This is a genomic window from Moritella yayanosii, from assembly GCF_900465055.1.
Classification (GTDB): Bacteria; Pseudomonadota; Gammaproteobacteria; order Enterobacterales; family Moritellaceae; genus Moritella; species Moritella yayanosii.
Genome location: NZ_LS483250.1, coordinates 1,815,882 through 1,837,235, shown reverse-complemented (window position 1 = coordinate 1,837,235; position 21,354 = coordinate 1,815,882). Strand labels below are relative to the sequence as shown.

General features: G+C 42.6%; 10 protein-coding genes and 1 pseudogene. 9 read left to right on the top strand and 2 right to left on the bottom strand.

Features of this window, described 5'->3' with window-relative positions; translation table 11 throughout:
* The first annotated feature begins 15 nt into the window (after window positions 1-15).
* The 3 genes and pseudogenes from malG to MORIYA_RS21770 form a co-directional block, all read left to right on the top strand.
* On the top strand, window positions 16-906 hold the full coding sequence (malG, locus tag MORIYA_RS08315) for a maltose ABC transporter permease MalG (protein ID WP_112714307.1): 891 nt from the start codon (window positions 16-18) through the stop codon (window positions 904-906).
* Between the two features lie 375 nt (window positions 907-1,281).
* A complete protein-coding gene (locus tag MORIYA_RS08310) occupies window positions 1,282-3,930 on the top strand; it encodes a TIM-barrel domain-containing protein (protein ID WP_112714305.1) in 2,649 nt (882 codons plus the stop codon).
* A gap of 640 nt (window positions 3,931-4,570) precedes the next feature.
* Window positions 4,571-4,822, top strand: a pseudogene (locus MORIYA_RS21770) (DUF6404 family protein); the annotation flags it as partial.
* A gap of 97 nt (window positions 4,823-4,919) precedes the next feature.
* Here the strand turns inward: MORIYA_RS21770 and MORIYA_RS08305 are convergent.
* Window positions 4,920-5,828: a LysR family transcriptional regulator gene (locus MORIYA_RS08305; RefSeq protein WP_112714303.1), complete on the bottom strand. Its 909-nt coding sequence runs from the start codon at window positions 5,826-5,828 to the stop codon at window positions 4,920-4,922.
* A 236-nt stretch (window positions 5,829-6,064) separates the two neighbouring features.
* Here MORIYA_RS08305 and MORIYA_RS08300 point away from each other — a divergent pair, with 236 nt between their 5' ends.
* From MORIYA_RS08300 to MORIYA_RS08275, 5 genes are all read left to right on the top strand, one after another.
* Entirely contained in the window at window positions 6,065-7,708 is a 1,644-nt protein-coding gene (locus MORIYA_RS08300) for a glycoside hydrolase family 13 protein (RefSeq protein ID WP_269461240.1), read from the top strand.
* Between the two features lie 552 nt (window positions 7,709-8,260).
* On the top strand, window positions 8,261-9,565 hold the full coding sequence (locus MORIYA_RS08290) for a carbohydrate porin (RefSeq protein ID WP_112714299.1): 1,305 nt from the start codon (window positions 8,261-8,263) through the stop codon (window positions 9,563-9,565).
* Window positions 9,566-9,696: 131 nt separating this feature from the next.
* The gene (locus MORIYA_RS08285) at window positions 9,697-10,548 is read left to right on the top strand and encodes a MalM family protein (RefSeq protein ID WP_112714297.1); all 852 of its coding nucleotides are present in this window, start codon (window positions 9,697-9,699) and stop codon (window positions 10,546-10,548) included.
* 771 nt (window positions 10,549-11,319) lie between these two features.
* Complete coding sequence (gene malE / locus MORIYA_RS08280) at window positions 11,320-12,420, top strand: maltose/maltodextrin ABC transporter substrate-binding protein MalE (protein ID WP_112714295.1); 1,101 nt, start codon at window positions 11,320-11,322, stop codon at window positions 12,418-12,420.
* A 137-nt stretch (window positions 12,421-12,557) separates the two neighbouring features.
* Complete coding sequence (locus MORIYA_RS08275; RefSeq protein ID WP_112714293.1) at window positions 12,558-15,380, top strand: amylo-alpha-1,6-glucosidase; 2,823 nt, start codon at window positions 12,558-12,560, stop codon at window positions 15,378-15,380.
* Window positions 15,381-15,756: 376 nt separating this feature from the next.
* On the opposite strand, the gene malT is transcribed toward MORIYA_RS08275, so the two are convergent.
* Window positions 15,757-18,468, bottom strand: a complete 2,712-nt coding sequence (gene malT / locus MORIYA_RS08270; RefSeq protein ID WP_112714291.1) for an HTH-type transcriptional regulator MalT — start codon at window positions 18,466-18,468, stop codon at window positions 15,757-15,759.
* 419 nt (window positions 18,469-18,887) lie between these two features.
* On the opposite strand from malT, the gene MORIYA_RS08265 reads away from it, so the two are divergent.
* Window positions 18,888-21,344 carry a glycogen/starch/alpha-glucan phosphorylase gene (locus tag MORIYA_RS08265; protein WP_112714289.1) on the top strand — a complete coding sequence of 819 codons (2,457 nt, stop codon included), beginning with the start codon at window positions 18,888-18,890 and terminating at the stop codon, window positions 21,342-21,344.
* Window positions 21,345-21,354: the final 10 nt, after the last annotated feature.

The following is a 21,354-nucleotide window of genomic DNA, read 5'->3' as shown; positions in this document are numbered from 1 at the left end:
GTAAGGAGCCATATTATGGCAATGGTACAAGGTAATTCATTAAAATATCGTGTGTGGGCTGCACATTTCGCACTTATCGCCCTGCTGGTGGTAATTCTATTTCCGTTGGTCATGGTTATCGCTATCTCATTTCGTGATGGTAACTTTGCCACGGGGGAAATTATTCCTTCAGCACCGTCGCTGGATCACTGGCGTTTAGCCCTCGGATTTTCGGTTACTAATGCCGATGGCTCAGTAACACCGCCGCCATTTCCTGTACTACTGTGGTTATGGAATTCGGTGAAGGTTGCTGGGATCACTTCTATCTTAATTGTCGCACTATCAACGACTTCGGCTTATGCGTTTGCACGATTACGTTTTAGCGGTAAAGAAACCATTCTTAAAGCTATGATGATCTTCCAGATGTTCCCTGCAGTATTAGCGTTGGTGGCTTTATATGCATTGTTTGATAAGTTAGGTCAGTATGTACCGTTCTTGGGGTTGAATACCCACGGCGGTTTGATCTTTGCTTATCTGGGTGGTATTGCCCTGCATGTATGGACGATCAAAGGTTATTTCGAGTCGATAGATGGTTCGTTAGAAGAAGCGGCCGCGCTGGATGGTGCGACGCCTTGGCAAGCATTCCGTTTAGTATTATTGCCACTGTCGGTACCTATTCTAGCCGTGGTATTCATTCTATCCTTTATTGGCGCTGTAACCGAAGTACCAGTAGCATCACTGTTATTATCGGATGTGAATGGCTATACGCTGGCTGTGGGCATGCAACAATACCTGTATCCACAAAACTACTTGTGGGGCGACTTTGCGGCAGCAGCTGTATTATCTGCATTGCCAATCACTGGTGTGTTCTTACTGGCACAGCGCTGGTTAGTAGGTGGACTGACTTCGGGTGGTGTGAAAGGTTAATACTGACTAGATTTGTTTACTGGTGAAAATCCCCGACATCAACTTGGCTAAATTTCACATTTATCCTCGATACTTCAGATGGGGAGTATAAAGGGTGGGGGAGTGGAGACCCGTTAATGGCCTCTATTAAACTATCGCTTGTGTTAGTCCATAATCAAAGCCGGAACATTCTGCTCCGGCTTAATTAGTATGTTGTCGAGACGATTCACTCGGCGGGTTGTCGGGTGAAACATGAAGTGCTTTGGTTATGTCTTCTTTATACCGTGATGACGGTGTCTACCATGGCTGTCGAATCGATGCGGAAATGATCCTGAATGTCAGTTCGACAGTTATGAAACAAATTAAAATTCAAAGATAACGACGGAAACACATTATATGAAAAAAATGCCAATACAGCACTTGATGTTGGGAATTGCTGTGCCTAGTTTACTTATGGTTAGTTGTCTTACTTATGCAGAGGTCGAACACTTTCGTTATCAAAGCGAGATCAGCTACCGATTGGACGCCGTAGATGTTTTTCGGATGCGCAAAGCCATCCCTGAAGTTAACGTGCGTAAAACGCTTAAGCCTTTAATAGGAAAAACTTTTTATAGCCAGCAAGCATTTCTTACCGCGCTGAAACAAGAACTTGATGATGAGATTGTTAACCAGTACCAGACTATGTTGTTGGAAAAATCACAACAGCAGGGGCAGGATCTAGCCATTGACGTGTTAAGCGATGACATCATTCATATTGCCTACGAGGCTCAGCCGAAAGACACCACTTTACCAACGACTGAACTGATCAATACGGCGAAACTAAATGGAGCCGTTAAGCTAAAGAAAACCTCAGATGGCTTTACGACGAAAAACCTTCAAGTGACAGTTAATCCCCAAAGTTTGTGTGTTTCCGTAGTGTCTTTCAAACACGGGGTACTCACTGAAATTTGTCCTGATAAGGAGCGTAGTTTTACTTTGCTTTCGCAAGGCGACTATCAGCTTAATGGTTTGGGTCAGGAGTTTTACGCCCCAGGTAAGTTGAACAGCAATTGGCTTGGCTTTAAGCGCCAAGGTGGTAATAAAATGGAAGGCTATCAGGGCGGTGCAACAGGCAATACTCAATTCCCGATCCTGTACGCAACTAATCCGCAAAAGCAAAATTATGCTCTGTATCTCGATACTGTGTATGCTGCTAGCTGGGATTTCATGACCACACCCTGGAAGGTTTCGGTGTCACAGGGCAAACCGAGCTTTTTGTTGATGGCGGGTGAGGGGTTACCTGAACTCAGACAGCAATATATGAAGCTGGTGGGTAATCCTTTGGTTCCACCACGAAAAATGTTCGGTATGTGGCTGTCAGAATACGGTTTTGATAACTGGCAGGAGCTGGATGACAAACTGAAAACCTTAAAACAACAAGCGTTCCCGATCGATGGGGTGGTTATGGATCTGCAGTGGTTCGGTAATGTGGAGGGTTACAGCTCAACCAGTCAGATGGGGACTTTAACCTGGGATGCCAAAAATTTCCCTGAGCCGGAAAAGAAAATCCAGTCTCTAAAGGCGAAAGGAATTGGCATGATGTTAATCGAAGAGTCTTATGTGAGTGATGGACTGGATGAACATCAGACCTTAGATGGCAAAGGCTATCTGGTAAAAGATCCGACAACGGGTAAGGCGATCGATACTGATCCCAATGGTGCCGGTCATTGGTGGGGTAAAGGCGGGATGATCGACTGGACCAATGTTGCTGGTGGTGATTATTGGCATGATTGGAAACGTGACCCCTTGATTGAAATGGGGGTAATGGGGCACTGGACCGATCTTGGTGAGCCTGAAATCTATAACGCCCGTGGCGTCTTTTTCGGTGATAAACCGCATAACGATGCGCATAATATATTTAACTACAAGTGGTTAGAGAGTATCTATCGGGGTTATCAACGTAATAAAACGGCGATGCGTCCGTTTATGATGTCGCGATCCGGCGCACCGGGGATCCAGCGTTTTGGCGCGACTATGTGGTCGGCTGACATAGGCACTAATCTAGAAAGCCTGTCGACCCAATTTAGTATGCAGCCCAATATGGTGTTATCTGGCATTGATTACTACAGCTCAGATATCGGTGGTTTCCATCGCGGGGCATTACGCGTACCTTCAAGTGAGCGAGAAGCTGCGCTTAATGAAACTTACACCCAATGGTTTGCTTATAGTTCGTTGTTTGAAGTGCCGATTCGCCCGCACACAGAAAACCTGTGTAACTGTAAGGAAACTGCACCGGATCGAGTGGGCGATCTAGCCAGCAACAAAGCCAGTATCAAACTGCGTTATCAGCTGATCCCTTACCTTTACTCACTTGCCCATCGCGCCAATAATTCGGCTGAGCCGGTTTTCCCGTCAATGGATTATTACTTCGGCAGTGATCCTAAAGCATTGAATCTGCCAGGTCAGAAGATGATGGGTAAAGATTTGATGGGGGCGGCAATTGCAAAAATGGGGCAAAAGGCGGTGGATCTGTATCTGCCTGCGGGTAAGTGGTATGACTACCGCACCGGTGAGATGACAGTCAGTAAAGGTGAGTGGCGTAAGCAGCAGCCGGTTTATTATAACGGCGTGATCCGTTTGCCGTTGTTTGCCCGTGATGGTGCAATTATTCCGGTGAACCCACAGCAGAAAATGCCACTAACCAGCGATGTGCCTTTAACGTTGGCAGCGAAAATTTATGGTACGCCAGGTACTTTCATTTTGTATGAAGACGATGGTGCCAGCAATGCTTATCTGAAAGGGGAACTGCGACAAACAAGCTTGACAACCCGCGTCACAGAGGAAGGATTATTGCTTACTGTTGAAGCAAAAGGTGATTACCGTGATGCGCCGACAGCGCGTCCTCTCTCTATTGAGTGGTACGGCATTGAAGGTAAAGTGAATGCTATTAAGTTGAACGGCAAACTTATCTCCGGCTGGACGCAGCAAGCTGGTGTAGTGAGCGTTAGTACAACGGCCCTGCCGGTGAAGAAAAAAGCTGAGCTTAAACTGGTAATAGGTTCATAATTCAGCGAAATTTTACGGGCAAAAAATAAAGGCACTCCGGATTAAAGGGGTGTCTTTATTTACCATCACTGCTTTGAAAACTTCCGTAAACATACCCAACCCATTACAGCCTTCACAACATCGTTTACTTGCGTATAAGAGACCGCTCATCGATATTTGGCAGAGTTCTGCTTTAAGCTTAATCGATGGTTTAATTTAGATAACGTGCTTTAATAGTTAATAGTATCAAATGTTTGAATAGCATCAATGCCCCTGCGACTGCTCAAATTTACTGATGTTTGGTTGTAATCAGATAGGGACATCTGGATGTGTGCATATGCTGTTGAATAATATAATTTGAAAATTAAATGAGTTCTTTTTTATGTTTTCATTCAATACTTTGAATCGAACTATTTCACCAAAAACAGATCAAGATAGAGCTGTTAGCTAGAGCAATATATAAAACCCCCAAACTACTCACGCTAGACGAAGCCATTAGCAATTTAGATTTTTAATCGTGACGGAAGTTAATTATATAGCCAATATTATTCGGAGATTTAAATCATGAATAAATATGGAAAGGCAACGAAAATATTTAATATCTTTAGGTGTAAAAGAATCAGAAATAAGACCTTATTTCTGATTCTTTTACAAATTAACTGGGATTGATGGAAAACCTATCGTTTTTGAGAACCCATTGAAAATATTATTATTACAATCAATTATTGGTTCTTTAATTTTTGGCGGGGCCCCATGGTTTATAGAGCATAATACTTTAGGATTTAATTACCTATCGCTATTCTGTACTTCAGTAAGCTTTGGTTTTATTTCTGGGCTGTTTTCAGCCACAAGCATTATCTTTACTGTGAAGAATCTAAAGTTACCTAGCTGGGAGCAATGGGAAGAAAAATAATGTTGATTATCACTAATGCTCAGACCTCTTGGTCAGCTCTTAAAGATACCCATTTAACGTCAGTATTTCTTTTACCATAATTGATTTTTTACTACATCTAAATTAACTGGCCATGCAACACCAGTTGGTGCTTGATGTCTGCGACGTGTTTTACCAGTACTTCATTCAAGTGATAAATCCCAACTGTGCCAGTTTGACCGTCTTGGGCTAACGGCAGGGGCACTATATCTGCCTGTGAAAAGTAATCTACCATGCTCCGCGGATAGGGCATAATTGCCGTTGTTGAGCTAAGAATATCTATGCTGGCTGTCAATGAATTGATCTCGTAAACAATGCGTTCTGATACTTTTTTTCGTTCTCTTTCTCGCTGTTTGGGCTGTGGGTTTTCAATCAAATGCTGATAAGCGTCTGAATCAGGCGTTACTTGCAATAAAGGATATAGCTCGGTATCCGCTTCTCGCCATTGATTAACAAGCAAAGGGTGGGAGTGATGGACAAACAGCGCTTCTTTATCCTGCAACAACGGAATAAATGTGACATTGCAGCGCCGCGATAAGCCAACAATTTCATGACCGACAAACAGGTCTATTTTACCGTGTATCAGCATATCCATCAATTTTAGATGGTTACCGAATTCAAGTTGAATCGAGATGGAAGGGTTATCGTCACTATATTGCTGCAGTGCCTGCTTAACAAAAACTTCCCACCAGGCATCACCGGTACCTATCTTGATTTTATCAGTTTTTCTTTCTTTAAGATCTGCCATTTTGTGTAACAGTGAGTCATGACGGCGTTGCAGTTCGAGCGCTTGTTCCTGCAATAATCGTCCATATTCAGTTAGTTCAACACCCTTGGATTTACGGATAAACAAGGGAACATCAAAGCTCGCTTCGAGTTTTTTCATGTTATTGGTCAGCGTTGGCTGGCTGAGACCTAAATGGCTGGCAGCAAGGCTGATATTACTCAGCTCGGCGACGACAAGAAACTGTTTGTAGCTTTTATCCATAACGTAGTGACTCTGCGGCTGAAAGAGTTTGGCGACAAGTATCACACTTATTGAATTTGGTGGGAATCCTGATCCGTTGAAACTTGTGAGCGAGCTCTCTTAAATTATTGGTGATATAGGTAAAACCTATATCACAGACGGGGTAGGATATTTTAAACCGCTAAGTAGAAGATTATGATATAGGTATTGAAGATATCACTTTTTTTATTTAAGCCTATTTAAGGGAAAACCTGTCCATGAAAATGACCCCAAAGTGGTGGCACGATGCAGTTGTCTACCAGATTTATCCACGCAGCTTTTGTGATTCTAATAATGATGGCATGGGTGATCTGCAAGGTATTATCAGTAAGCTGGATTACCTGAAAGCCTTAGGTGTCAACGTGATTTGGTTATCGCCTGTTTACCGTTCACCAATGGATGATAACGGCTATGATATTTCTGACTATCAAGATATCGCCGCAGAATTTGGCTCGATGGAAGATATGCTGCAGTTGCTTGCCGATGCCAAGCAACGTGATATCCGTATTATCATGGATTTGGTGGTTAACCATACTTCCGATGAACACCTCTGGTTTACAGAAGCGCGCAAGTCGAAAGATAACCCATATCGTGACTACTATATTTGGCGCCAGCCAAAAGAAGATGGTTCTGTACCGGATGACCAAGGCTCGGTGTTTGGTGGCGGAGCTTGGGAGTGGGATGACAACACGGGTGAATATTATTTCCACCTTTTCTCTAAGAGGCAGCCTGATTTGAACTGGGAGAACCCGAAAGTTCAAGAAGAAGTGCATAAGATGATGAACTGGTGGATCGATCGAGGTATTGGTGGATTCCGTCTTGATGTTATCGATCTTATTGGTAAGGAAATTGATAAGAAAATCACAGGTAATGGACCTCGTTTACATCCGCTACTACAAGAAATGAATCGCGCGACTTTCGGTGATAAAGATCTGCTCACGGTCGGTGAAACGTGGGATGCGACCCCTGAAATGGCCAAGTTGTACAGTGATCCTGCACGTAATGAATTTTCAATGGTGTTCCAATTTGAGCACATTTCCTTGACGTGGAAGCACGGTGATAAGTGGAACCCGATTGCGCTTGACCTACCTGAATTCAAGCGCGTGCTAACTAAGTGGCAGATAGAGCTGGCAGATGAGGGCTGGAATTCCCTATTCTGGAATAATCATGATCTCCCTCGTGCCGTGTCGAAGTTTGGTGATGATAAGCAGTATCGTGTTGAATCGGCAAAAATGCTGGCGACAACGCTGCACATGATGAAAGGCACGCCGTATGTTTATCAGGGCGAAGAGATCGGCATGACGAATGTCGCGTTCGACAGTATTGATGACTATCGGGATATTGAAACCCTGAATTTCTATAAAGAACGTACCGAAAATGGCGTTGCGCCTGAAACTATGCTGGCTGCTGTTCATGAAAATAGTCGTGATAACGGTCGTACGCCAATGCAGTGGAGCAATACGGATAACGCAGGTTTCTCAACGAGCCAGCCTTGGTTGCAGGTTAACCCTAATTACCCTGAGATCAACGTGGATGCGGCGCTGGAAGATCAGAATTCTATTTTTTATCACTACCAGAAGCTGATTAAGTTACGTAAGTCATTACCTGTGATTGTATACGGCACTTTTGAGCCGGTATTTGAAGAACATGAGCAGGTATTTGGTTATGTCCGCTCAGATGAACAGCATCGTCTGTTTGTACTGAATAACTTTACTGCCAGCAACGTCACAGTTGCTGTGCCGGAGTCACTTCAGACCGCGCAAGCTGAATGCATTATTTTCAACTATGAGTCACATCAGCAGCTAAGTAATACGGTAACCCTGAAACCTTACGAGTCTTTTGCTGTATTGTTTTCGGCGTAAGCTGATATTGGTTTATATCAAGGGTTAATTTTTTCATTGTCTTGGCTCTGTTCAATCGTTATTTGAACAGCGCCTTTTTTATTTTGGGTAAAGAAAATATGATGCATTACAGGTATGAACATAACGATCATATCTGTATTTCTGCCCTGCTTGAATACGAGGAATGAATGGGATAATTGTAACCTAGGTACATCATTCTTTACGCTCCCCTTATTCATATATTTGGCCTAATTAAAGCGTGGAAAAAAAGTTCAATAATAATAATTTTTTTTTATAAAATAACAATGTTTTTTTATAACTACTTCCTTGATAAATGACTGAAATAAGTGATGTTAATCATGTTATTTTTCGAGGTTTCGTATTTTAATTACAGGAATACGCCTGATATTCGTGAGAGTCGTCACGAAACACCAGTGTGCACTTTGTGCTACGTCCTTGTCCTCCTCCCTCCTACTCCCCCGTGAGGAGGAGGCGAAAAACCGTATCAAAGCTTAATATAATTTCCGAAAGATTCTAAACAATTCTTAAAATAATTAATGAAGGGATACTCTTATGACACACAAGCTTTTACCCGTAGCAGCGGCGATACTTGTAGCACTAACTTCTTATAACGTAGCAGCTGAATCTGGTACCGATGTCTTGACCGATGGTTGGGAAGTACACGGTTACGGTTCAATGAATCTTCGTATGGCTGATGGCGAAACAGTACATGAAGAAATGGGTAAGCCGGATTATCATTCAGCAGGTACTTCTGGTCAAAGTACTAACCAGGTTGAACTTACTATCAAGAAACATACTGAACACCAAAATGGAGTATGGTCTGATTTCGTCGTACGTTCTGAATACGGTAACGGTAACTCTTTTGCGTACTCTTCATCAGGTAGTCAAAAAAATAACACTAGAGCTCAATTTGAAGTTAAAGAGTCTTTCGTAGAGATTGGTGGTTTATCATATCTAGGTGAAGATACATCAATTTGGGGCGGTCAACGTTTCCTCAATCGTTCAGCTGGATTGATATCGGGTGAATTTTGGAATCAGACTTCAGGTGTAGGTGCTGGTATCCAAACTAAGTTGGGCGGTAATACTGCAGGTTTTGCGTTTGTAGTTGCTGATACAAGTAGTGATATTAACGGTGACGTTAATGAACTAGGTAAGCGTAGTACTCTATCTTCTTATAACTTCTATTATCACGGTGTTGAGGCGCTGGGTGGTAGCTTGAACTTTGACCTTAAGTACATGGAGCAAGCTAACCAAGAAGACAAGTTGTCTGGTGGTTTGACATCAGCAGAAAATGGTATTGGTGGTGCGATCACTTATAACCGTGACTACTACGGTTTAGATGGCTGGACGCAAACAGGTATTGCATATGGTAAAGGTATTGCTTCGAACCGTGGTGTAAACTTCGGTGATTGGAGTGGCGATTTCAGTGAAGACTCTACGGGCCTGTTTATTACCTCTTATGGTGTATTAAATATCTCTGAGAACCTACAACTAGGTACGGAATTTGTGTATTTCGCAAACGATGAGTTCTACGGTCAGAAAAATATTGAGCGTATCATGTTTGCTGCACGCCCATCATATAAAATCAATGACAATCTACGTCTAGAGCTAACTGGCTCTGTATCGTCAGAGAAGTTGGATGATGGCGCTGCATGGGGTCGTAAAGACGACAATACATACTACATGCTAGAAGTAGCATCAGTATTTACTGTAAATGCGGATTACTTCGGACGTCCACAAATTAAACCATACGTAACTTACTACAACACTGATAAAGAAAGTGCTGGTGGTATTAAGCTAGCAGCTGGTGAAAGCAGCGAAATAGTTGTTGGTGTTCACACTGAAATCTGGTTCTAAACCAATTTGAGTTTAAGGCAGCCTCTGGGCTGCCTTTTTGAGTATATATCTATTGGATTTTGCTGTAGATTCACCGGAATCTAATAGATATACACCCATAAAATAGCGTTTAAGGGTATCGGAGAGCAAAGATGAAAATAATTAAAACCACACTTGTAGCATTTTTGGCAGCAAGTCTGATTGGCTGTGCGGTATCCCCGACAGCAGGAACAACAAAAGACGTCGTCGTAACGGCTCCTGTTTGCTGCAATGCCTATAGCGAATTCTCATGGGTACCGATGCAGGGCAATCAAATTGATTTTGCTATTGATGACTATTCTCAAGTCGGAGAATTCCCTGAAGGGAAAAGCTATTTCGCCGCTTTTGCTTTACCTGCGAACGTCCAACGTATGCAGGTTGATTTAAAAAGTTGGATGAGATCAACGGGTGTTTTGGCACCTAAGGTTATATTGCTAAACTCAAATTTTGAGCCGGTAGAAACGATCGAATTGAATGATTTTGATGTTAAAATGGGTGGTATTTTTAGCCTGGCCAGTTATCAGTATCGTGTTGAAATGGATCAGACAACCACACCATATATGGTGGTTTACTCACCGCAGGAGTATCGCAAAGGCGAAATCCAGATCCCACACCCTGAGCGTCTTCGTGCAGAAGATCTTGGCTTAGCCAGACCGATGGTCATCGATCCGGTGATCCAGCATCAGAAGTTTGGTTCTTTGGAATTAGGCCTTAAACCGTTAAATCTACGTTCTTACCGTGCGAATGAAGTTGCAGCCGCTGCTGCGCCATTGGTACAGAAAGCGACTGTAAATAACGCAGCTAGTGCAAAAATGCTGCCGGAAACGGAAGCTTTCTATAACACGCAAATCAAAGCGGCTGTAGGGAAGAATGACATGCACAAAGCACTTCAGTTGCTAGACGAAGCGAAGCGTGCTGGTTCAAGCTCTGCAGAATCTACCTTTGTTGAATTAATTAAAAAGTGATTATTATAAGATGGAGCAAGGTCAGAAAGGCCGAAGTGCAGTACGTGTCGTTGTTCGTCTAACAAATGGTACTGATAAAACCTAAAGTAAAGAATGCAAGAAAGTCCTTGGGCGGTTTCTTAAGCTGCTCTTTTTTTTGTTTGCAGACGAAGAAAAGACCCTCTGAAAAGGGGGCCCATCCCTAATTCGTTTAATCGTACTAACCTATACCCTCTATTATTGCACTTAGCTAATCCTTCTTTTGGCAACAAACCGTCATTATTGCTATCGAGTTTATCGAAATTATCAACCAGACAACATCAGTCTCTAAGATTTTTATTTTGGATCTAGCTCAATAGAAGTGTAAGTGTGAAGCCGCTGAATATCAGCGACTTTATAATTTTCACAAGACTATTCTTTTGAAGAGTAAAGAGCACTACTTGGAAAATAAGGGGTGCACCAACCTTGATCTTCTATATACCAAGTACAGTGTTCAGACGCTATTACAACGTTGGCAAAGAATAAACTGGTGGCTATAAGTAAAGCGTTCAATTTCATCATTTTCTCCTTGAAGAAGTATAAGATGCATTAATACAGAACGTTATTCTTGGTGATGTCTTTTCATCAAAGACCTATTCATTATAGCAGTTAACTATTTTTACTGTTATGTCCTACAAAGCGTGGTCAGTTTCACAATGCTGATATTAAGTATGGGGGCGTAGTCGTGGAGGGGGATGTTCATTAACCTTAGGCACTGGAGAATAGTTACATACTCATAAATGGATAAATATTATGAAACGTGTACTGAAAACGCTGACTGTTTGTAGCCTTACCTCTCTAATGGCTTTCCCTTTTGCGGCATCTGCAATGCAAGAGGGCGAAATTCTTATTTGGATTAATGGCGACAAAAGCTATGAAGGTTTAGCTGAAATTGGCCGACAGTTTGAAGCAGATACCGGGGTGAAAGTGAATGTTCAACACCCTGATTCTCTTGAAGCTAAATTTCAACAAGTTGCGGCAACAGGTGGTGGTCCTGATATTGTTTTTTGGGATCATGACCGTTTTGGTGGTTATGCGAAAGCAGGCGTATTGGTTGAAATCAATCCGGACAAAGAGTTCAAAAATAAGTTGGTTGATTTTAGTTGGGATGCAGTGACTTATGACGGTAAGTTAGTGGGTTATCCGATCGCGTTGGAAACACCATCATTAATTTATAACAAAGATTTATTGCCTGAACCGCCACGTACCTGGGAAGAGATTGCTGCTATAGACAAGAAAATGCGTAGCGAAGGCAAGAGAGCCATTATGTGGGATGTGAAGAATGCATACTTCACGTGGCCACTCATCTCTGCCAACGGTGGTTATGCCTTTAAGAAAATAGACACTGGCTTTGATGGCAAACAAATTGGTGTGAACAGTAAGGCGGGTATCGAAGGTCTTCAGTTCTTAGTTGATTTAGTCAAGCAAGATGTCATTTCACCAGACATGGATTATGCCGTGTCAGAAGCCGAATTCAATAAAGGTCATGTTGCGATGACTATTAATGGTTCGTGGTCGTGGTCAAACATTGAAAAATCAAACATCAATTATGGGGTAGCGGTACTGCCAATCCTAAACAGCGGCGCCTCAAATCCGTTCGTAGGGGTACTCAGTGCGGGTATTAACGCCGCAAGTCCAAATAAAGATCTATCTGTTGAGTTTCTGGATAATTACTTGATCACAGAGAATGGTCTCAAGACGATGAATGATGATAAACCGTTGGGTGCAGTTACATTGAAGACGTTCCAACAGGTTTTGGCGAAAGATAGCCGTATTGCTGCCACGATGACCAACGCCGAGGCGATTGAAAACGCGATACTAGGCCGTCAGACAGTGAAAGAAGCGTTGGTATAGCGGTAAAACAAATTAATTAACGCCGGTTTAATTAGCAATAAAACCATTGCGTGGATTTATTCCGCGCTTTTATTATATCTGAAATGCGGTTATTCAATAGAAAATGAAAATGGCATTGTTGTTGTGAAGGATTAATTATGAACGATTTAGTTTCAGCTCCTTATATTGAACAGTTGTACGTCAAGGGCACCTTTAATGGCTGGGGGGATGATTCGCCGATGTCTTTCGTAGGTGAAGGTCGGTATCAAGCGGTTATCTGTTTATCGGCCGATCAGCACAGTTTCAAAATATCTGATCAACAAGGTAGTGAAGCGTTGACTTTATCTGCGGATAAACAAAAATCCACAGTTTGTTATCTGGATAATAATCAGGCATTAGTTCCGGCTAAAGGAATTGGTAATGACTTGCTGTTTACTGCGCCTGAAACGGGGCTGTATACTATTAGTCTGCTGATTCAGGGATCTTCTGCTGATGACGCATCAACGTTATCTCATCAGTTAATCATTACTGCTGGTGGTGAGGACCTTGGCGCCGAGCTGAATCGCGAGTTAATCAGTGCTCAGTTCAATAAAATCCCTGCTGTGAGTAAGCCACTTAACGCAAAGCCAGCCCCGGTATTATCCCCGAATGCGCTGTTTGAACAATTGGCTATTCGAGTTGAAGATAGCGCTTCTTTTGCATTTGGCGATAACGTCGATGGTTTTTATGAAGGGACGACTCAGCGCTTTGTCGTGGCGGGGAAATACCGTCATAAACAAGGGTGGTATCTAGGCTCGTTTGGATCGTTTGTCAATAATGTGATTAACGATAAAGCAGCAGCGCCTATTGCCGATATTTACCCATACGGGGTAACACACCACTACGATAATCAGAGTTCAGATACACTCATGTTGCTTTCACAACAACGTGGTGCTGCGTTATCCGTACGTTCGGCTAAACCCTCTATGCTTATGATTGCACCGCAACTAAATTTAGCCATTAATGCATCAACAGTGACTGAATTTGCACAGGGTGTTGTCTATGCGTTAGATCCTGCATTACGTCAAGACAATACGCCAAGTTATATTGCGATTTCAGCTAATAAGCCGTTTAGTTTTAAAGAGACCGTGTTTGCTGATCACCCAGCTCTTAATGAGCATATGCATTTAAACAGTAATCACGTAAAACCCGTGATTGAAACCGTGCATGCAGAAACCGATTTTACAGTTTATTTGGCCTTTGCAGAATCAGAACAAGCGGCCATAGATCAAGCAACGAGTTTGTTAGAGAAAGATGGCTACACCTCACATATTCAACAAACGTACGATATGCTGACCAATAGTTATTTATGGACGTCAGATATCGAATATAACCGTGCATTAATGTGGGCTAAAGCGTCGGGCAAAGTGTTTGTTTCAAATGAGTTTGGCAAAGGGATCTGGGCAGGTTTACCGTGGTTTAAAGACTGCTGGGGACGAGACTCGTTCATTGCTTTGCCGGGTATCACCTTAGTTAATGGTGATTTCAGCGACGCTAAAGCCATTATTGATAACTTTGCATCGATGCAATTAACCGATGTCAGCAGCATGAATTATGGTCGTATTCCGAATCGAGTAACCAGCCTCAGTAATATCATCTATAACACCACCGATGGTACGCCGTGGATGGTACGGGAACTTTGGGATTATCTGCGTTACAGCGGTGATGAAGCCTACGCACAAGCTGTTTATCCCGTGGTACAAACGTATATTGATGGTATCGAAAAAAACTATCTTGATGAGTTCGGTTTCATGACTCATCGTGATCCTGATACTTGGATGGATGCCAAGCTGGAAGGTAAGTTACCTTGGTCATCGCGTGGTAATCGTGCTAATGATATTCAGGTATTATGGTTTACCAGCTTGATGGTGGCTGTGGAGCTGGCTAAATTAAATGACGATGAGGCGAGCGCAACGCATTACCTCATGATGGCAGATAAGGTACAAGCTAGCTTCCAATCTATGTTCTGGGATCAAGATAAAGGTTTACTCGCGGATCGATTAAAAAGCGATAATAGTGGTGATTTTCAGATCCGACCAAACCAGTTAATGACCATCAGTGTACCTTTTGATAAGCCATTAGTTGATGACAGTATTGGCGCTCAGATAGTCAAAAATGCAGTGAGTGAATTATTGTTTCCATGGGGGATCACGTCACTGTCACAGCATGATGCTATGTTCCACCCTTATCATGATAATCGTGATGAGTATCATAAAGATGCGGCGTATCATAACGGTACTGTTTGGGGGTGGAATTCAGGCTTTACGGTGTCCAGTTTAATCCGATACGGTTATGCTGATTTTGCCTATGAACTGAGCAAGAACTTAGCAGAACAAGTGCTTTATATAGGCCACCGAGGTGCGATGAGTGAGAACTTGGATGCGTTTACTAACAAGGAGGGTGAGATAACGACAACAGGTACCTATGCGCAAGCATGGTCAGTGTCAGAGTTTACCCGTAATGGTTATCAAGATTACTTAGGTTTTCTCCCTGAATTAATGCGTAATGCAATCACTTTTTCACCCTGTTTACCAGCTCAATGGCAAATGTTTGATGCTGATGTTGCATTTGGTCAATCTAACGGACTCAAAGTGACGTTTTGTCGCCCTGAAAATGCAATTCAACGCTACCAACTTTGTTATCGTGAGTCAACAACCGTTGTGCTGGAGCTAACGCTAACGGCCGCTGATCACGCGAAATACCAAGTGGTATTACCGATGTCGGAAGGGGGCGCAGTAGTTGAGTTTAATACTCAAACCGCGGTTGTGTCTCTGAATGGTATTGAAGTGGCCGCGAAGCGTGTGCAGGAAAGTTATACTGATAAAATAGGAGTATTAGCGTTTTCAAAACCGGATCTGTCGCTTGAATTCCCAATGCTTCAAGGTCAGCATGTATTACAACAGCAGGTTGAAGCATGTAACTACGTAAGTGTTGTTGATTAACAGCTATCATTAACGGAATTTTGTTGTAATCAAAGACCGAAGTTCACTACGTATTATTGATTGGATTGTTGTTGAAACTTGGTGATAACACTCGCTGGTAACCTAAAGAATGCAAGAAAGTCCTTGGGCGGTTTTTTTAACCGTTATTTTTTTGTTTGCAGATGAAAAAAAAGACCCTCTTGACAAGAGGGCCATCCCCATTCGGTTTTTATATTGATTAAATATCACTTACCCATTAATCCGGTTAACTCTTATTACCTTCTATGACCTCGTTTAATTAGCTTCAGATGCGGCGTATAAAGGGAGGATAGGGCAACGGTATACGATATAATAATAAAGCGGGTTGAAGCGTTAAACCTTGATGATTGGTTTAATATTAATAACCTATCATCTTCAATAAGTTCTCTGCAGTTTCAATCGCCTCTCTACGATTAGCAATATTCAATTTCTGATAAAGATTACGAATATGAGTTTTGATGGTGGTTGACGCGACATCTAACTCTATCGAGATCTGTTCATTGCTGTAACGCGAGTAAATCAAGCCCAGTACTTGCCATTCACGATGCGTCAGTGGGCTGGTTCGGATCAGCTCTGGTACCTCGTGGTTGTTCAACAGTTTATGCACAAAGTCTTTATCAAAATAAACCGTGCGGTTGTGACGTTTTATCGACATTTCAGCCAGTAGTTTTTCAGCGCGATAACGTTCTAACTCCGCCATACCACCTTGTTTTAATAAGCTGTTAAGCAATTCAGCAATCACTTTGGCGTCAATCAAGAAATCACAAATTGAGCTGGTGGTATTGGCCAATGTCAGTGCGGTTTGTAACTTGTCTAATGCTTGGGTTTGCTCACCTGATAGGCCGTAGAGTACGGCTTCCAAGGTGGCATTTTTTTGTTGTTCGAAGACCAGTTGATGGCGCATTGCCGCTTGCTGTAAATGGTCTAAGATCTGGCGTGCTTGTGTGTAGTTCTCCGTTAGCATGTAAGCCCGCGCCAAATTTCGACCGTGACTCTGGGTAAAGTGATTACACGCATTGTCTGCGACCGGCTGACTTTGCTGCAGCCATTGTTCAACCTCACTATTCATTCCCTTTGCTTGCCAGTATAACAATTGCGAAAAGTTAGCATTGGCTACCCAGTCGGCATGATAATCTGATTGCTCGATAAGCTCTCCACACAGATCTATATAACGACCGGCTTTATCCAGTTCACCACGGGCAATATGTACCCGCGCTAAGATGGCATACGATTGTAAATATTTAGATTGGCAATATTTCGGCAGTACATTTAAGCCTTTATGGGCGAATTCCTCAGCAAGATCCAGGTGATTCCAACGCCAATAGATCTGGCTGCGGATCCGTTGTAAAAACTCATATAACGGTAACTGTTGTAAGTGCTGTTTATCTGCCAGTTGGTCGGCATTGTCGAGTAATTCGAACGCCGATTGGATATGACCTTGGGCAATCAATATCTCACTTTGTTGTAACAGGGCCCAAAGTGCTTGTGGATAAACATGGTATTGACGCGCCATGCGTTCTGCTTGTTGCATCATGGATAATGCGCGACCTAAATGACCGAGTACATGGTTGACTTCAGCGATCACCGACGTGGCGACAATTCGACTGCGATAATTACCGGGGTCTAACTGTTCTAAGGCATTTTCAGCCAATTGTAAGGCCAGTTCCGGATTGTTTTGATTCATTGCCACTTGCGCACGCAGGGCGTTGAATTCGCCTTTTTGCGCCAAGGTTAACTCGATATTACGTTGTTTTAATTCGATTAATGCTTGCGCCAGTAAATCACCGACTTGATCATAATTGTGCTGGCTTTGGGCTAACCAAGCGCGTAATAACGGTAGGTGAGGGCTTTGGTATAAGGTATCTGGTTGCAACAGACTAATAGTGGTTTCTAAGTTTGCTAGTTCACCCTGATTAAACATGCGCCAACCGTGTGCTAATAAGATATCGGCGGTTAACGTATTGTCTTTGGCGCGTTGGGCATGGAACAAGGCTTGTTGGGGATTATCATGTTTTAACCAAGCGCGCGCCGCATCTTTATGTAATTGCTTACTCGACTGCGCAAGCTTGGTGTGGCGTTGGTGTTTCAAAAAATCAGCAAACAGATTGTGGAATCGATACCAGTGTTGCTCTCCTTCGAGCGAATGTAGGAACAACCCGTGTTTATCTAATGATTCTAATAAGTTATTTGCCGCTTCATCATCAAAAAAATCGGTGATCAAGCTGGTATTGAAAATGGTAAACACCGAGCATTGCATTAAAAACACTTGTAATGGTTTATCTAACAAATCAAATACTTCTTCGGCCAAATAATCCCAAAGATGAGATTGCTTGATCTGCGAGATCCATTCTGTCGATTCTGCGACACTGTGCTGTTTCTGTTTTACTTGTAAGGCGATTAATTGTAATGCCGATGGCCAGCCTTCGATTTTTTGTTGTAATGTTTGGATCTCGGCATCGCTCATACTACAGCCAATGCGTTGTTCAAAAAATTGCGCTACTTCTTGGTCATCAAACGCTAACAATTCACTGTCGAGTTCAATAAGTAGATCGCGAATACGCAAGTTAGCGGTATTGAGCGGCGGTAAAGTACGACTAGTAACGACTAAGGTGCAGTTTGCTGGCATGTATTTAAGAAAGAAACGTAACCCTTCATGGATCTCGTCATTATTAATACAGTGATAGTCATCTAATACCAGATAAAATTCACTTTGGTAGTTCGCCAACTCGGCAAACAACTCACTAAATAAATTAGGCAGCGAGCTATATTGGCGACGTTCGGCCAGTGCTTGCGAATTGATACAGGCTTGCTCAGTGACTTTGTTGATCGCTTGAATAAAATAGTTCACAAAGCGAAACGTATCGTTATCGGTTTCATCGATATTAAACCAACCTACCTGGCTGTGGTCTTTGAGCCATTGCGCTGCCATGGTGGTTTTTCCATAACCCGCAGGCGAACGAAATAAGACTAATTTATTAAACGCCGCATCTTGGAGATGATCTAAAATCCGAGTGCGGGAAATTGAATTGTGTAAGCGAGTTGGGCGATTTAATTTTGATGTTATCCACATAAGCTGTTCTTATTTTGTTTGAGTATAAAGGCGATGTCGCGTCTTGCTGCGTTTTTACTTAGTTATTATTTAAACAATAACTAAGTAAAAACTAAATAGTACCTAAATATGATTGGAAAAACGGTGATAAGCCCGTTGTTTGTTTCATTTTGTTACATTCAGGTAAGCGAATAATACGCTGCACATCACTTAAATATGCTCATCCTCCCCCATAAACTGCGAACTCTATCACGCCAGCCTAGAAATAGACTCATCTACGCCTAAACTACTCCTCCTTTAATTTCTTAATGCAGGAGGATGTTGGGCTTTATGTATTAAGGCAAGATTCATCTCATTGAAAATTTATTTAACTTTAACTTTAACTTTGAATTTTTGGTTTAGCTTCAAAACCGAATACAGCATAAAGATTAGGATGTAAGATGAAATCGACAGTAAATAAACGTTTTAATAAAACAGCCTTCCAGGCCGCGGTTAATAAATACCTAGTAACAAAATTAGCCACCTTACCAGAGCAAGCTGATGCCCACGCTTGGCGCTTAGCGATGGAATATGCGCTGGCTGAAACCACAACTATGAATTTACTGGCCACAGAGCAAGATCCGAAAATAAAAAATGCCCGTAGCGTTAACTACTTATCATTAGAGTTTCTGATTGGGCGTCTTACTGGCAATAACCTCATTAGCATGGGTTTGTATGAAGAAGTGACAGTAGCCATGGCTGAGTTTGGTCAAAACCTGACTGACTTATTAGAAGAAGAGCGTGATCCGGCATTAGGGAATGGTGGTTTAGGCCGTCTTGCCGCTTGTTTTATGGATTCACTGGCCGCCGAAGAATACCCCGCGGTAGGTTATGGTTTACATTATGAATATGGCCTGTTTAAACAAAGTTTTAATGACGGTCGTCAGCAAGAAGCGCCAGATGTGTGGCGCGATGAAACGGGTTACCCGTGGGAAGTGATTCGTCCAGAACTAGCGCAAAAAGTCGGTTTTTACGGCAAGGTAGAAGAGTACACAGATAATGATGGCTTAAATCAACGTCGTTGGTTGCCGGGTTTACAAGTTGAAGGCATGGCGTGGGATTTACCGATAGTTGGTTATAACAATAATTCTGTGTATCCGCTGCGTCTATGGGAATGTCGTGCGCTAGCGCCGTTTAGTCTTGAGCGTTTTGACGAAGGTAATTATGTTGCTGCACAAGCAAGTCACATCCAGGCGGGTAACCTGACCAAAGTATTATACCCAAATGACAATCATGACAAAGGTAAAGAACTGCGCTTGATGCAACAGTACTTCCATTGTGCTTGTTCTGTGGCGGATATTTTACGTCGTCATCAAGCTGCGGGTCATTCGATTCTGGATTTAGCTAAGCTAGAGTCAATTCAACTTAATGATACTCACCCGACAATTGCTATCCCGGAACTATTGCGAATATTGCTCGATGAGCATCACTTAAGTTGGGATGATGCCTGGGCGATCAGCTCAAAAACATTTGCTTATACCAATCATACCTTGCTACCTGAAGCGTTGGAAACCTGGGGTGAGCAGTTGATGACAACGTTATTACCCCGTCACATGGAAATTATTTTTGATATTAATTTACGCCTGATGGGGGAAGTGGCGCACAAGTGGCCGGGTGATATTGAGAAGTTACGTAAATTATCAATTATTCAAGAAGGCGACGAGCGTCGTGTGCGTATGGCTAACTTATGTGTTGCCAGTACTTATGCGGTGAATGGTGTGGCAGCGATGCACACAGAGCTTGTTAAACGTGATTTATTCCCGGAATTTAATGAGTTGTTCCCAGGGCGATTACACAATGTGACCAATGGTGTGACACCACGTCGTTGGTTGAAATTCTGTAATCCAAAACTGTCAGCGTTAATCAGTAGTAAGATTGGAACTGGTTGGATCAAAGATCTGGGTCAACTGCAAAAATTAGAAAAATTTGCTGACGACAGTCAATTCCAAATGGACTTTATGTGCGTTAAAAAAGCCAACAAACAACGTCTAACGGATTGGGTTGCTGAAAATATGGGGCTCACGATTAACCCTGATGCGATCTTTGATGTGCAGATTAAACGTCTACATGAATATAAACGTCAGCACCTTAATTTATTACATATCTTGTCGCTATATCATCGTTTAATTAATGACGCTGATTTCAAAATGCAGCCAAGAGTGTTTATTTTCGCTTCAAAAGCGGCGCCAGGATATGAGCTAGCTAAAGAAATTATCTTTGCAATTAACAAGGTAGCAGAAAAGATTAACAATGATCCGCGAATCGGTGATACCTTGAAAGTGGTATTCATACCTGACTATCGAGTCAGTCTTGCTGAAATCATTATCCCGGCTGCGGATGTGTCTGAACAGATATCAACGGCGGGTAAAGAAGCGTCGGGAACCGGTAATATGAAAATGGCACTGAATGGTGCATTAACTGTCGGCACGATGGATGGTGCCAATGTTGAGATCCGTGAAGAAGTGGGTGATGACAACATCTTTATTTTTGGTCTTAATGTTGATGAAGTGCAAGCACTGCAGGCGAAAGGTTATAACCCTTACGATTATTATAACTCAGACCAATTACTGCGTACGTCGCTGGATCTGCTGGCGGGTGATGAGTTTACGCCCGGTCAACCTGGTTTACTGAATGCGACACGGCATAGTTTGTTAGCCGGTGGTGATCCGTATCTGGTACTGGCTGACTTTGCGGATTATGTGCAAGCGCAAGGACGCATTGATAAGCAATATGGGGACCAAAAGAGCTGGGCAAAAATGGCAATTTTAAATACCGCACGTAATGGTAAGTTCAGCTCTGATCGTAGTATTCGTGATTATGCTAACAACATTTGGCAACTAAACGCGGTGAGCCGTTAAGTATTCATGG

Excerpts from the sequence above, each read along its gene's own strand:
- malE (WP_112714295.1), top strand. The coding sequence starts at position 11,320 with ATGAAACGTGTACTGAAAACGCTGACTGTTTGTAGCCTTACCTCTCTA.
- MORIYA_RS08300 (WP_269461240.1), top strand. The coding sequence starts at position 6,065 with ATGAAAATGACCCCAAAGTGGTGGCACGATGCAGTTGTCTACCAGATT.
- MORIYA_RS08305 (WP_112714303.1), bottom strand. The coding sequence starts at position 5,828 with ATGGATAAAAGCTACAAACAGTTTCTTGTCGTCGCCGAGCTGAGTAAT.
- MORIYA_RS08275 (WP_112714293.1), top strand. The coding sequence starts at position 12,558 with ATGAACGATTTAGTTTCAGCTCCTTATATTGAACAGTTGTACGTCAAG.
- malT (WP_112714291.1), bottom strand. The coding sequence starts at position 18,468 with ATGTGGATAACATCAAAATTAAATCGCCCAACTCGCTTACACAATTCA.
- malG (WP_112714307.1), top strand. The coding sequence starts at position 16 with ATGGCAATGGTACAAGGTAATTCATTAAAATATCGTGTGTGGGCTGCA.
- MORIYA_RS08310 (WP_112714305.1), top strand. The coding sequence starts at position 1,282 with ATGAAAAAAATGCCAATACAGCACTTGATGTTGGGAATTGCTGTGCCT.
- MORIYA_RS08290 (WP_112714299.1), top strand. The coding sequence starts at position 8,261 with ATGACACACAAGCTTTTACCCGTAGCAGCGGCGATACTTGTAGCACTA.
- MORIYA_RS08265 (WP_112714289.1), top strand. The coding sequence starts at position 18,888 with ATGAAATCGACAGTAAATAAACGTTTTAATAAAACAGCCTTCCAGGCC.
- MORIYA_RS08285 (WP_112714297.1), top strand. The coding sequence starts at position 9,697 with ATGAAAATAATTAAAACCACACTTGTAGCATTTTTGGCAGCAAGTCTG.